Raw genomic sequence first — 13,665 nt, 5'->3', positions numbered from 1 at the left:
GGCCATGGGTTAACCATTCGCTCAAGCCAGGGGTGGCTTTTCTCAATGGACCCTGAAGTGGCGCGCCGACACTATCGCGGTGCGCCTGTTCGGCGCGTTCCAGCTCCCTTACCTACCTGAAAAGGATGCCCCATGAGCGTCGTGTCTTCTTTCGTCCCCCACGGGCAACACTTCATCGCGGGGGCGCAGATTGCAACGCCAGCGCAGTTCAGTTCTGCCCCGGCCCACGGCCCCGCGCACTCCTTCTCGGTAGGTACGCCGGCGCTGGTAGACCAGGCCTGCCGTGCTGCCGAAGAGGCTTTCTGCGCCTACGGCTACAGCACTCGCGAAGAGCGTGCGGTGTTCCTGGAGGCTATTGCCGATGAAATCGAGGCGCGTGCCGACCTGATTACCGAGATCGGCAGCCAGGAAACCGGCTTGCCGGTGGCCCGGCTGATCGGCGAGCGCGGGCGCGCCGTGATGCAGCTGCGGCTGTTCGCGGCTCATATCCGCCAAGGGGGCTACCTTGACCGCCGCAACGACACCGACCTGACCCACCCGCAATCCGCCGCAAGCCCCAGGTTGCGCCTGATGCAACGGCCGATTGGCCCGGTCGCGGTCTTCGGCGCCTCGAACTTCCCGCTGGCGTTTTCGGTGGCCGGGGGCGACACCGCTTCAGCGCTGGCTGCGGGTTGCCCCGTCGTGGTCAAGGGGCATTCGGCGCACCCTGGCACCAGCGAAATCGTCGCGCAAGCAGTGGTCGCCGCGATAACTCGTTGTGGCATCCATCCAGGCGTGTTCTCGCTCGTCCAGGGTGGGCGGCGTGACGTCGGCGAAGCGCTGGTGCAGCACCCGTTGATCCGTGCCGTGGGCTTCACCGGCTCGCTTGGCGGTGGCCGTGCGCTGTTCGACCTGTGCATGGCGCGCCCCGATCCGATCCCGTTCTTCGGCGAGCTGGGGTCGGTCAACCCGATGTTTTTACTGCCGGCCGCGCTGGCTGCGCGCAGTGGGGAAATAGGGGCAGGGTGGGCGGCTTCGCTGACCATGGGCGCGGGGCAGTTCTGCACCAACCCTGGCATCGCCGTGGTGGTGCAGGGGGCCGACGGCGTCGACTTTGCCGACGCTGCCCGAGCGGCCCTGACCCAGACCCCGCCGCAGGCCATGCTCACCGACGGCATCGCGGCGGCCTACCGCGGCGGGCGCGACCGCATTGCCGCACAAGCCAGTGTGCGCTCGCTGCTGGCGTCGGCCTGCGACCAGCGTGACGCCACGCCAGACCTGTTCTGCGTGACTGCGCGGGAATGGCTGGGCAACCACCTGCTCGCCGAAGAGGTTTTCGGCCCGCTGGGCATGATCGTTACCGCGGAAAACCTTGAGGAAATGCGCGAAGTCGCCAGGTCCCTCACCGGCCAACTGACGGCCACCCTGCACATGGATGAGGCCGATTGCGCGATAGCCAAGGACCTGCTGCCGATCCTTGAACGCAAGGCCGGGCGTGTGCTGGTCAATGGCTTCCCCACTGGCGTGGAAGTGTGCGATGCGATGGTCCATGGCGGTCCTTACCCGGCGTCCACCAACTTTGGCGCCACGTCGGTCGGCACGCTGTCCATTCGCCGCTGGTTGCGCCCCGTCTGCTACCAGAACATTCCGGACAGCGTTTTGCCGATGGATCTGCAGTGACCCTGTCAGCGCGCATCCGTTGATGGCCGGGTGCGCCTGGCCCTGGGCGGGGAGGGCGTGGGGGCAAGGCCTGTGAGGAGCTGCTCGGCGGCCCCTTGCAGGCACGCAACCATGAGCTCGGCACTGGGTGTGAGGCCACGGTTGCGGTTCCACAGCACGCCGGTCGGGCGCAGCAGCCTGGGCAGGCTCAATGGCAGCTTATGGAAAGGTTGTACCGCATCATTGGCCAATGATTCGGCCATGACCGCAATGAAGTCCGACACTTGAAGGTGTGCGCGGACAACGTGAATCGACAGCGTCTCGATATAGTTGTTGCTCAGTGGCACGTCATTCGCTTCGAGCGCCCGCTCCAGCGGGTCGCGCAGGATCGAGCCCGGTGGCGGCAAGATCCAGGGGTAGGCGCAAAGGTCCGACCATTCCAGGGTCTTCCTGCGGGCAAGCGGGTGGTGACGCCCTGTCATCAGCACCACCGGTTCCTCGAGCAATTCCTGTTCCTCGAAGCTGCCAAGCGTATCCGGGGGCGGCAAGCGGCCCACTACCAGGTCGAGGCGGCCCTGCCACAGCTCGGGCAGCAGCGATTCGGTGGTGCCTTCGATCACCGTCACATTGGTGCCCGGCGATTGCTGCTTGAGCAAACTCAACGCCTGCGGCACCAGCACCGACGCGGAAGCGGGCAGCATGCCGATGCGCACCTTGCCTTCGGCTCCTGAGCTCAGGGCCTTCAATTCGTCGCGGGCCTGGTGCAGGATCCCCAGCAGTGAGCGCGCATGGCGAATGAGGCAGTCACCGTAGGGCGTGGGCATCAAGCCCCGAGTGGTGCGGGAAAACAACGCCAGGCCGAGCCCACGCTCCAGTTCCGCCAGTGATTTTGACACGGCAGGCACGGTTACATGCGTGACCTCGGCCACTTGCGTGAGATTGCGGTAGGTGTCGATGGCCACGAGCAGGCGCAAATGTCGCGCCTTGAGGTTGATCTGCAAATACCAGTCGAGATGCTTCACATTGGGTACCTTGGCCATTTTAGCTTCGCTCAAGGTGGGGGTAGGGGTGGGCAGGCGTCCATTGAGAAAAACATCATCGGGTTTGAGTGAATGGTTAAGGAGAGCCATCACACGGCAATCTGTAACGGTGCTTGTTTAGGTTTTTTGAAATTGTACTGGTCCAATTTCCCCTAGCTGTATCTGCTTCCCTGCAGGGTGATGCCGTACTGTTCCCAGCCTGCCCCTCGGAGTTCTTTCCATGCTGTCCTCCCTCGACCTGCTCTACGCCTTTGCCCTGTTCGCGCTGGTGTCGTCCATCACCCCAGGCCCCAACAACACCATGCTGTTGGCCTCGGGGGTGAACTTCGGTTTCCGCCGCTCCATGCCCCACGCGCTGGGGGTGAGCCTGGGGTTCATGGTGATGGTGATTGCCGTTGGCCTGGGCCTGGGGGAGGTGTTCAAGGTGCTGCCGTGGGCGTACACGGTGCTGCGCTGGGCGGGTGCCAGCTACCTGTTGTACCTGGCCTGGAAAATCGCCCGTTCCGGCCCACCGTCGCAAGCGGCCGAAGACACGCGCAAACCCATGAGCTTCCTCGGCGCCGCGGCGTTCCAGTGGGTGAACCCCAAGGCCTGGATCATGGCTATCGGCGCCATCACCACCTACGCGCCGGCCCAGGGTTACCTGGTGAACGTGTTCGTGATTGCCTCGCTGTTCGCGCTTATCAACCTGCCCAGCGTGGCGTTGTGGGTCAGTTGCGGCAGCGCCCTGCGCACGGTGCTCAGCCAGCCGCGCTGGTTGCGCCTGTTCAACTGGGGCATGGCGGCGATGTTGGTGCTGTCGTTGTACCCGCTGCTCAAGGGCTGAGATTTGCCCTGGCCAGGCCGATCACGTTAGGGTGGGGCCTGGATAATAAAAGACGCTGTTCATGACTGCTGATTCCCCACCTGCCAAACCTGCGCCGCGCCAGCGCCGCGCGCCCAAGGGCGAGAAGCGCCGCGAAGAGCTGCTGGATGCGGCCCTGCAGATGTTCTCGCTGGAAGGCTACGGCGGCGCCTCGATCGCGCGCATTGCCGAAATCGTCGGTATTTCCGTGGCCGGTGTGCTGCACCACTTTCCCAACAAGACCGCGCTGCTGATGGGCGTGCTCGACCGCCGCGATGCGGTCAGCCAGAAAATCGCCGACGAGGTGCGCGGCGAGCCGACGCTGACCGGGCTGTTGGGCAGCCTCAGTGCCATCAACCGCTCCAACGCCACGGCGCCTGGGGTGATCCGCGCCTTCAGCATGCTCAACGCCGAGAGCCTGGTGGAAGGCCACCCGGCCTGGGCCTGGTTCCAGGGGCGCTACAGCATCATCCATGCGCGCATGGTGGAGCAGTTGGAAGAACTGGTGGCACTGGGCGAGGTGCGCGCCGACGTCTACCTGCCCGGGGTGGTGCAGGAGTGCCTGGCGATGATGGATGGCCTGCAGCTGCAATGGCTGCGGTTCCCGGAGCAGTTGGATCTGGTGGCGCGGTTTGACGCATACCTGGCGCACCTGGAAGCCTCGATCCGCGTGTGATCGCGATCTTGTGGGAGCTGGCGTGCCAGCGAGCTTTTATGGCCCCAACAGCGCGCTGGCAAGCCAGCTCCCACAGTATGTAGCGGCCGCAGGCGGCGTCCAGGGTGCAACCCGCTGAACGTCGCGATGCGGGCCGTGGGCTCTTCGTCAACATTTTGTAAATAAATGGCAAAGCCCGCCGGTCAGGGTTGGCATGGGGGGCAGGGCAGGGTCAAATGCCTCAATGAACTTACCGGCCCCTCACTGCTCTTACCCTGCTGCCCGCCCTGCAGGCGGTGTCTGCACATTCCCTGCACATTTACTGGCTATGCTGCCAAGTGATTTGCCCAAAGCAGACCTGACGCCCGTTTGTCCCCTTGTCCATTGCCCACGCAGAAGCTTTCAATGACCCAGATCCCGGCAGCCCGCTCTCGCAAGCGCCTTGTGCTTGTGCTCCTGATAGCCGCAGCCATTGGTGCGGCCTTTATCTACGTTCGGCACACACCGTCGTCCAGCGAAACCCCTGAAGCCGGGGCTGCGCGCGCCGCAGGCCCTGGTGGCCGGCACGGCGGGCCGGGCGTGGACGCCAATGCCACGGTCAGCGTCGCGGTCGGCACCGCCGGCACTGCCGACGTGCCGGTGATCCAGCAGGCGCTGGGCACGGTGATCCCCAACTATTCGGTGACGGTCACCAGCCGTGTCGACGGCGAGCTGATGGCGGTGTACTTCACCGAAGGCCAGTTCGTGAAGAAAGGCCAGCTGCTGGCGCAGATCGACCCGCGTGCCTACCAGGCCACCCTGGACCAGTACCAGGGCGACCTGGCGCAGAACCAGGCGCTGCTAAAGAGCGCGCAGCTGACCGCCGAGCGCTACCAGCGCCTGTTCGCCAAGGACTCCATCGCCAAGCAGGACCTGGACACCCAGGTGGCCACGGTCGGCCAGTACCAGGGGGCGGTGAAAGCTGACCTGGCGCAGATCGACGCCGCCAAGCTCAACCTGATCTACGCCAAAATCGTCTCGCCCATCGACGGCTACGTCGGCCTGCGGCTGGTGGACCCGGGCAACATCGTCGCGTCCAGCAGCACCACCGGCATTGTAACGGTGACCCAGACCAACCCCATCGCCGTGACCTTCAGCATTCCCCAGGCCCAGCTGGCGACCCTGCTGCCCAAGGTGCGCAAGGGTGAAGTCCTGCAGGTGCAGGCCCTGGACCAGCTGGGCAGCATGCCGCTGGCCAACGGCACGCTGAAATTCATCAGCAACGAGATCGACACCGGCACCGGCAGCATCAAGCTCAAGGCGCTGTTCGACAACCCGGACGAGAAGCTCTACCCCAACCAGTTCGTCAACGTGAAGCTGACCACCGACACCCTGCACAACGCCGTGGTGGTGCCGTCCGCTGCCGTGCAGCTGAGCAGCGATGGTGAGTTCCTGTACGCGGTCAAGGATGGCAAGGCCCAGCGCCGCACCATCAAGGTCGGCCCGGCATTTGGCGAGCAGACGGTCATTACTGACGGCGTGGCCAAGGGCGAGCAGGTAATCACCCGTGGCATCGACCACCTGCGTGACGGCAGCACCGTGCAAGTAGAGAAACCGGCCGCCACCGACGGCGCCAGCAGCCAGCCGGCCGCCACGCCAGCGAGCAAGGGCGCCAAAGCCCAATGAACCCGTCCAGACTGTTTATCCAGCGGCCGGTCGCCACCGTGCTGCTGATGCTGGCGGTGATGCTGGCGGGCATCTTCGCCTATCGGCTGCTGTCCACCTCGGCCTTGCCGGAGGTGGATTACCCCACCATCCAGGTCAGCACCCTGTACCCCGGTGCCAGCTCCAACGTGCTGGCCTCGGCGGTCACCGCGCCGCTGGAACGCCAGCTGGGGCAGATGTCGGGCCTGTCGCAAATGTATTCCACCAGCTCTGCCGGCGCTTCGGTGATTACCCTGAAGTTCTCGCTGGACCTGTCCCTGGACGTGGCCGAGCAGGAAGTGCAGGCCGCCATCAACGCCGCCGACAGCCTGCTGCCCAGCGACCTGCCGAACCCGCCGACCTATAAAAAGGTCAACCCGGCGGACACCGCGGTGCTGACCCTGTCCGCCACCTCGGACAGCCTGCCGCTGACCCGTGTGCAGGACTTGATCAACACCCGCGTGGCGCTCAAGCTCTCGCAAATTTCCGGCGTGGGCATGGTCAGCCTGGCGGGCGGCCAGCAGCCAGCAGTGAAGATCGAGGTCAACCCCACCAGCCTGGCGGCCCACGGCCTCACCCTGGAAGACGTGTACGACAAGGTCAACGCCGCCAACGTCAACGGCTCCAAGGGCGGTTTCGACGGCCCTTCGCATTCCATCACCATCGACGCCAACGACCAGCTGCGTGACGCCGTGGAATACGGCGAGCTGATGCTGGCCTACGAAAACGGCGCGGCCCTGCGCCTGAAAGACGTCGCCACCACCGCCGAGGCGCCCCAGGACCAGTACCTGGCCGCCAGCGCCAACGGCCAGCCGGCCATTGTCATCAACGTACAGCGCCAGCCCGGCGCCAACGTCATCGAGGTGGTGGACAGCATCAAGCAGAAGCTGCCCACCTTGCAGTCGGCGCTGCCTGACTCGGTCAAGCTTACCGTCATCAGTGACCGCACCCAGACCATCCGCGCCTCCATCAAGGACGTGCAGATCGAGCTGCTGCTGTCCATCGGCCTGGTGGTGCTGGTGACCTTCGCCTTCCTCGGCAACTTCACCGCCACCCTGATCCCCAGCCTGGCCGTGCCGCTGTCGCTGATCGGCACCTTCGGCGTGATGTACCTGGCCGGCTTCAGCGTGAACAACCTGACGCTCATGGCCCTGACCATCGCCACCGGCTTCGTCATCGACGACGCCATCGTGGTGGTGGAGAACATCTCCCGGCACCTGGAGGAGGGCGAGGAACCCATGGCCGCGGCCCTGAAAGGCTCGCAGGAAATCGGCTTCACGATTATCTCGCTGACCTTCTCGCTGATCGCCGTGCTGATCCCGCTGCTGTTCATGGGCGACGTGGTAGGGCGCCTGTTCCGCGAATTCGCCATTACCCTGGCGGTGGCGATCCTGGTGTCGATGGTCATTTCCCTGACCCTCACGCCCATGCTGTGCGCGCACCTGCTGCGTCACGTGCCCGAAGGTGGCCAGAGCCGCTTCGCGAAATGGGGCGACCGCCAGTACCACAAAGTGCTGAGTGCCTACGACCGCGGCCTGGTGTGGGTGCTGGACCACCAGCGCCTGACGCTGCTGGTGGCAGTGGGCACCGTGGCTCTCACCGGTTTCCTCTACCTGGTGGTGCCCAAGGGCTTCTTCCCCACCCAGGACACCGGCCTGATCCAGGGCTTCACCCGCGCCTCGCAGGACGTATCGTTCGGCGAGATGGCCAAGCGGCAACAGGCCATGGTCGAGGTGGTGCGCCAGGACCCGGCGGTGGAATCGGTGTCGTCCACCATCGGCGTCGACGGCAACAACGGCTCGCTGAACAACGGCCGCCTGCAAATTGAACTCAAGCCTTTCGAAGACCGTGACGACACCGCCACCCAGGTCATCACCCGCCTGGAGCAGTCGGCGAAAAGCGTGGCCGGCCTGCAGTTGAACCTGGTGTCGTCCCAGGACCTCACCGTCGACGACCAGCTGACCCCCAGCCAGTACCAGTTCACCCTGGATGACTCGGAAAGCGCCAACCTCTCGGCGCTGATCCCCAAGCTGATGGAGAAGCTGCAGCACCGCAAGGAAATGCGCGACGTCATCGACAACCTGCAGGACCAGGGCCTGGTGGCCTACGTGGAACTGGACCGTGCCGCCGCCATGCGCTACGGCATCACCGCCTCCGACGTCGACACGGCGCTGTACAACGCCTTCGGCCAGCGCTTGATCTCGACCATCTTCACCCAGTCCAACCAGTACCGTGTGGTGCTGCAGGTGCCCGGCAAGTTCCAGCAGAACCTGGCGGCGTTCGACAACATCTACCTGGCCGCTGCCACTACCAGCACCACCGGCAGCAACAGCAGCACCACCACCACGACCACCGGTACCACCACCGGCAGCAGTGCCTCGACCACCAGTTCGTCCACCACCACGACTGCCGCGCAGATGGTGCGCCTGACCGATATCGCCAAGGTCGGCCAGCGCACCGGCTCGCTGTCGTTGAGCCGCCTGGACCAGTTCCCGGCCGTGACCCTGTCGTTCAACCTGGCCGACGGTTATTCGCTGGAGCAGGCGCAGCAGGCCATCAGTGAAGTGATGACCGAACTCAACGCGCCCAGCAGCATCACCCTGCGTTACCAGGGGGCCGCCGACGCGTTCCAGACCGCCACCGGCAATACGCTGTGGCTGATCCTGGCGGCGCTGGTCACCATGTACATCGTGCTGGGCATGCTTTACGAGAGCTTCATCCACCCGGTGACCATTCTCTCGACGCTGCCCTCGGCGGCCATCGGCGCCTTGCTGGCGCTGCTGCTGACCGGCACCGAGTTCAGCCTGATCGCCCTGATCGGGGTGATTTTGCTGATCGGTATCGTCAAGAAGAACGCCATCATGATGATCGACTTCGCCCTGGAGGGCCGCCAGCACCAGCGCCTGAACGCGCGCGACGCCATTCACCGGGCGGCGCTGCTGCGCTTGCGGCCCATCCTGATGACCACCCTGGCGGCGCTGTTCGGCGCCTTGCCGCTGATGCTGGCCACCGGTGCCGGCGCCGAGCTGCGCCGGCCGCTGGGCCTGGTGATTGTCGGCGGCCTGCTGCTGAGCCAGGTGCTGACGCTGTTCACCACGCCGGTGATCTACCTGATGTTTGACCGCCTCAGCGAACGCGCCAAGGCCCGCATCAACCGTGGCAGGGCGCAGGCATGAACCTGTCGCGGCTGTTCATCCGCAAACCGGTAGCCACCTTGCTGCTGAGCCTGAGCATCACCCTGGCCGGCATCCTGGGCTACAAGCTGCTGCCGGTGGCGCCGCTGCCGCAGGTGGACTTCCCCACCATCATGGTCAGCGCCTCGCTGGCCGGCGCCAGCCCCGAGACCATGGCCGCCACGGTGGCCACGCCGCTGGAGCGCAGCCTGGGGCAGATCGCCGGCATCACCGAGATGACGTCCACCAGCAGCCAGGGCTCGACCACGCTGATTCTGCAGTTCGAGCTGGACCGCGACATCAACGGCGCGGCCCGCGACGTGCAGGCCGCCATCAACGCCTCGCGCAGCCTGCTGCCCAGCTCCATGCCGTCGCTGCCCACCTACCGCAAGGCGAACCCCTCGGAGGCGCCGGTGCTGATGCTGGCGCTGACGTCGTCCACCCGCAGCCCCGGCGAGCTCTACGACCTGGCCTACAGCAAGCTGCAGCAGAAAATCGCCCAGGTGAACGGCGTGGGCGAGGTGTCGGTGCGCGGCGGCGCATTGCCGGCGGTGCGTATCGACATCCAGCCCAACCTGCTGGCCAACGCCGGCATTTCCCTGGAAACGGTGCGCGAAGCCATCGACAACGCCACCAAGGCCAAGCCCAAGGGCATCCTCCAGGGCGACGGCCAAAGCTGGGTGATCGACGGCAACGACCAGATAGAGAAGGCGGTGGATTACCAGCAACTGGTGATCACCTACCAGAACGGCACGGCCGTGCGCCTGAGCGACGTGGCCAACGTCTATGACTCGGTGGAAGACGTCTTCGTCGGCGGTTACTACAACGGCCAGCCGTCGGTGACCCTGGGCGTGACCCGCCAGGCGGGCGCCAACATGCTGCAGACCATCGACAGCATCAAGGCGCTGCTGCCCGAGCTGCAACGGGAAATTCCCGGTGACGTGCAGTTGATCCCGGTGATCGACCGTGGCCCCACGGTCAGCGCCTCGCTGCACGACACTGAGGAAACCCTGTTGATCGCTACCTTGCTGGTGATCGCCGTGGTCTTCGTGTTCCTGCGCAACCTGCGCGCCACGCTGATTCCGGCGGTAGTGCTGCCGGTGTCGCTGATCGGCACCTGTTCGATCATGTACCTGCTGGGCTACAGCCTCGACAACCTGTCGCTGATGGCGCTGATCATCTGCACCGGTTTCGTGGTGGACGACGCCATCGTGGTGCTGGAAAACATCGCCCGCTACCAGGAGATGGGCATGCGCCCACTGCGGGCGGCGCTGATGGGCACCCGCGAGGTGGGCTTCACGGTGCTGTCCATGACCCTGTCGTTGATTGCCGTGTTCATTCCCATTCTGCTGATGGGCAGCATCGTCGGCCGGCTGTTCCGCGAGTTTGCCGTTACCCTCAGCGTTGCCCTGGGCCTGTCGATGCTGGTGTCGCTGAGCCTGACCCCGGTGCTGTGCGTGATGCTGCTGCGCCAGCCGCCGCACGACGCCAGGGAGCCGCGCATCTACCAGTGGATCGAAGGTGCGCTGGCTCGCCTGCAGGGCGCCTACATCGCGGCCCTGGCCTGGGTGATGCGCCACCGCCTGCTGACCATGTTCAGCCTGCTGCTGACCGTGGGCCTCAACGTGTACCTGTACGCCACGGTGCAGAAGGGCTTCTTCCCGGCCCAGGACACCGGGGTGCTGATGGGCGCCGTGCGCGCCGACCAGAACATCTCGTTCCAGGCGCTCAAGCCGCACCTGATGCAGATTGCCCATGACCTGGCGGCCGACCCCGACGTGGAGGCGGTGATGTCGTCCACCGGCAGCGGCCGCGCCGGCTCGCGCAACACCGGTGACTTCTTCATCCGCCTCAAGGACTACAAACAGCGCACCAGCAGCGCCGCGGCCATCGCCAACCGGTTGACCAAGGCCAACAACAAGGTCGCTGGCATCCAGCTGTTCCTGATGCCTGCCGAGGACATCCGCGTAGGTGGCCGCAGCGCCAACGCCACCTACCAGTTCAGCCTGCAGGCCGACGACCTCGACCTGCTGCGGGTGTGGGAGCCCAAGGTGGAGGCGGCGTTGCGCGCCTTGCCCCAGCTGACCGGCATCGACTCCGACAGCCAGACCGGCGGCCAGGAGCTCAAGCTGCACATCGACCGTGCGGCGGCCAGCCGCCTGGGCGTCAGCGTCAGTGACATCGACAACCTGCTGAACAACTCGTACAGCCAGCGCCAGGTGGCCACCCTATACAAGACCCTCAACCAGTACCACGTGGTGATGGGCCTGGACCCGGTGTACACCAGCGACTCGACCATGCTTGAGCGCATGTACGTGATCAACAGTGACAACCAGCAGGTGCCGCTGACCGCGTTCGCCAGCTTCAGCCCCGACAACGCGCCGCTGGCGGTGGCGCACCAGGGCCAGTCGGCCACCAGCACCATTGCCTTCAACCTGCAGGACGGCGTGTCGCTGGAACAGGCCACCGCGGCCATCAACGCCGCCGTCGACAAGGTCGGCCTGCCCCGCGATATCCAGTCCGGTTTTGCCGGCACCGCCCAGGCCTACGCGGCGCTGGCGGCGAGCATGCCATGGCTGATCGCGGCGGCCTTGCTGGCGGTGTACATCGTGCTGGGCGTGTTGTACGAAAGCTACATCCACCCGATGACCATTCTGTCGACGTTGCCGTCGGCGGGGGTAGGGGCGCTGTTGCTGCTGAAGGCGGTGAACATGCAGCTGACGGTGATCGCGCTGATCGGCATCCTGCTGCTGATCGGCATCGTCAAGAAAAACGCCATCATGATGATCGACTTCGCCCTGGTGGCCGAGCGCGAGCGCAAGTTGCCGCCCGAACAGGCGATCATCGAAGCCTGCCGCATGCGTTTCCGGCCGATCATGATGACCACCCTGGCGGCCTTCTTCGGCGCGTTGCCACTGGCCCTGGGCAGCGGCGGCGACGCCGACCTGCGCAAGCCACTGGGCGTGGCCATTGCCGGCGGGCTGGCGCTGAGCCAATTGCTGACGCTGTTCACCACCCCGGTGGTGTACCTCTACCTCGACCGTGCCAGCCGCGCCACCCGGCACTTCTGGCACACGCGTATCCGCCGCACCCACGTGCCCGGCTGACTGACAAGGGTTAATGAATGAACGCTCCACTGCCTTCCCGTCTCTGCGTTGCCGTGCTGCTGGCCAGCACCCTGCTGGGCGGCTGCATGGTCGGCCCGGACTACAAGAAGCCCACCGCGCCCATTTCCACCACCTTCAAGGAGGCCCAGGGCTGGAAAGCGGCGAGCCCCCAGGACGAACTGCCCAAGGGCCCGTGGTGGGAGCTGTACCAGGACCCGCAGCTGAATGCGCTGGTGGCCCAGGTACAGGTCAATAACCAGAACGTGGCGCTTTACGCCGCCCAGTACCGCCAGGCCCTGGCGCTGGTGCGCGAGTCGCGCGCCGACCTGTTCCCCACCCTCAGCGGCACGGCGTCCAGCACCCGCAGCGAGACCGGCAGCGGCTCGTCGTCGAGCAGCAGCACCAGCAGCGCCGGCGGGGTCAGCAAGGAACACAGCGCCAGCCTCAGCCTGAGCTGGGAAGCGGACATCTGGGGCAAGCTGCGCCGCACCGTCGAAGAGGACCGCGCCAGCGCCCAGGCCAGCGCCGCGGACCTGGCCAACGCCACCCTCAGCGCCCAGTCGACCCTGGCCCAGGACTACTTTCAGCTGCGCATCCTCGACCAGCGCATCGCCCTGTACGGCGAGACCATCAAGGGCTACCAGCGCTATTTGCAGGTGATCCAGAACAAGTACGACGAGCAGATCTCCTCGCGCGCCGACCTGGCCACCGGCAAGACCCAACTGCAAAGCGCCCAGGCGTCGATGCTTGACCTGCAGTGGCAGCGCGCCCAGTACGAGCACGCCATTGCGTTGCTGATCGGCAAGGCGCCGGCCGACTTCGCCCTGGCGGTGGATTCGGGCTGGCAGTACCACGTGCCCAACGTGCCGATGGGTGTGCCCAGCCGCCTGTTGGAGCGCCGCCCGGACATCGCCGCAGCCGAACGCGATATGGCTGCGGCCAACGCTGCAGTGGGTGTGGCGACCGCCGCCTACTACCCGGACCTGACCCTGAGCGCCAGCGGTGGCTACCAGAGTTCGACCATCAGCAACCTGTTCTCGGTGCCTAACCGCTTCTGGTCCATTGGCCCGAGCCTGACCGGTACTCTCCTCGACTTCGGCGCCACCAAGGCTGCGGTGGAGCAGGCGAAGTTTGCCTACGACGCCAAGGTGGCGACTTACCGGCAGACAGTGCTGACCGGTCTGGGCGAGGTGGAGGACTACCTGGTGGAGCTGCGTACCCTGGAACCGGAACTGGTGGCACGCCGCGCCTCGGCGCAGTCGGCGGAAGAGTCGGCGTCGGTGAGCCGCGACCAGTATGAGGCGGGGGTGATCGACTACCTGGACGTGGCCACCACCCAGGCCACCAGCCTGAGCGAGCGGCAGACGCTGTTGAGCCTGGTGGCGACGCAGCTGGTGACCAGCGTGCAGCTGCAGGCGGCGTTGGGTGGGTCGTGGAACCCGTAGCCCGTGACGCGGCCTGCGGCCGCTGCTACAAAAGCAATCCCGTAGCAGCTGCCGCAGGCTGCGTCCACGGTTACCGCAGG

The 13,665-nt window shown here is 65.7% G+C and carries 8 protein-coding genes; 7 read left to right on the top strand and 1 reads right to left on the bottom strand.

The features are described 5' to 3' along the window. Nucleotides 1–132: 132 nt before the first annotated feature. A complete protein-coding gene (locus AC0SZ7_RS19305) occupies nucleotides 133–1,659 on the top strand; it encodes an aldehyde dehydrogenase (NADP(+)) (protein ID WP_475505885.1) in 1,527 nt (508 codons plus the stop codon). 5 nt (nucleotides 1,660–1,664) lie between these two features. Here the strand turns inward: AC0SZ7_RS19305 and AC0SZ7_RS19300 are convergent, their stop codons facing one another. Continuing rightward, nucleotides 1,665–2,678 carry a LysR substrate-binding domain-containing protein gene (locus AC0SZ7_RS19300; RefSeq protein ID WP_475505884.1) on the bottom strand — a complete coding sequence of 338 codons (1,014 nt, stop codon included), beginning with the start codon at nucleotides 2,676–2,678 and terminating at the stop codon, nucleotides 1,665–1,667. A 220-nt stretch (nucleotides 2,679–2,898) separates the two neighbouring features. On the opposite strand from AC0SZ7_RS19300, the gene AC0SZ7_RS19295 reads away from it, so the two are divergent. The 6 genes from AC0SZ7_RS19295 to AC0SZ7_RS19270 all read left to right on the top strand — a co-directional run bounded on the left by AC0SZ7_RS19295 (nucleotide 2,899) and on the right by AC0SZ7_RS19270 (nucleotide 13,585). Next, nucleotides 2,899–3,504, top strand: a complete 606-nt coding sequence (locus AC0SZ7_RS19295; protein WP_475505883.1) for a LysE family translocator — start codon at nucleotides 2,899–2,901, stop codon at nucleotides 3,502–3,504. A 61-nt stretch (nucleotides 3,505–3,565) separates the two neighbouring features. Next, a complete protein-coding gene (locus AC0SZ7_RS19290) occupies nucleotides 3,566–4,198 on the top strand; it encodes a TetR/AcrR family transcriptional regulator (RefSeq protein ID WP_475505882.1) in 633 nt (210 codons plus the stop codon). A gap of 384 nt (nucleotides 4,199–4,582) precedes the next feature. Next, entirely contained in the window at nucleotides 4,583–5,842 is a 1,260-nt protein-coding gene (locus AC0SZ7_RS19285; protein WP_475505881.1) for an efflux RND transporter periplasmic adaptor subunit, read from the top strand. Continuing rightward, on the top strand, nucleotides 5,839–9,036 hold the full coding sequence (locus AC0SZ7_RS19280; RefSeq protein ID WP_475505880.1) for an efflux RND transporter permease subunit: 3,198 nt from the start codon (nucleotides 5,839–5,841) through the stop codon (nucleotides 9,034–9,036). The genes AC0SZ7_RS19285 and AC0SZ7_RS19280 overlap by 4 nt, the downstream gene beginning before the upstream one ends. Then, a complete protein-coding gene (locus AC0SZ7_RS19275; protein ID WP_475505879.1) occupies nucleotides 9,033–12,140 on the top strand; it encodes an efflux RND transporter permease subunit in 3,108 nt (1,035 codons plus the stop codon). The genes AC0SZ7_RS19280 and AC0SZ7_RS19275 overlap by 4 nt, the downstream gene beginning before the upstream one ends. Before the next feature lie 17 nt (nucleotides 12,141–12,157). Beyond that, nucleotides 12,158–13,585, top strand: a complete 1,428-nt coding sequence (locus AC0SZ7_RS19270; RefSeq protein WP_475505878.1) for an efflux transporter outer membrane subunit — start codon at nucleotides 12,158–12,160, stop codon at nucleotides 13,583–13,585. Nucleotides 13,586–13,665 lie beyond the last annotated feature (80 nt).

The sequence above is a fragment of the Pseudomonas sp. JC1203 genome (genome assembly GCF_056175065.1).
The sequence above is the reverse complement of the archived record's forward strand: the minus strand, read 5'-3'. Positions and strand labels throughout refer to the sequence as shown.

What these genes read in the sequence shown, in the direction of transcription:
- AC0SZ7_RS19275 (WP_475505879.1), top strand. Translation starts at nt 9,033, where the DNA reads ATGAACCTGTCGCGGCTGTTCATCCGCAAACCGGTAGCCACCTTGCTG.
- AC0SZ7_RS19280 (WP_475505880.1), top strand. Translation starts at nt 5,839, where the DNA reads ATGAACCCGTCCAGACTGTTTATCCAGCGGCCGGTCGCCACCGTGCTG.
- AC0SZ7_RS19295 (WP_475505883.1), top strand. Translation starts at nt 2,899, where the DNA reads ATGCTGTCCTCCCTCGACCTGCTCTACGCCTTTGCCCTGTTCGCGCTG.
- AC0SZ7_RS19300 (WP_475505884.1), bottom strand. Translation starts at nt 2,678, where the DNA reads ATGGCCAAGGTACCCAATGTGAAGCATCTCGACTGGTATTTGCAGATC.
- AC0SZ7_RS19270 (WP_475505878.1), top strand. Translation starts at nt 12,158, where the DNA reads ATGAACGCTCCACTGCCTTCCCGTCTCTGCGTTGCCGTGCTGCTGGCC.
- AC0SZ7_RS19285 (WP_475505881.1), top strand. Translation starts at nt 4,583, where the DNA reads ATGACCCAGATCCCGGCAGCCCGCTCTCGCAAGCGCCTTGTGCTTGTG.
- AC0SZ7_RS19290 (WP_475505882.1), top strand. Translation starts at nt 3,566, where the DNA reads ATGACTGCTGATTCCCCACCTGCCAAACCTGCGCCGCGCCAGCGCCGC.
- AC0SZ7_RS19305 (WP_475505885.1), top strand. Translation starts at nt 133, where the DNA reads ATGAGCGTCGTGTCTTCTTTCGTCCCCCACGGGCAACACTTCATCGCG.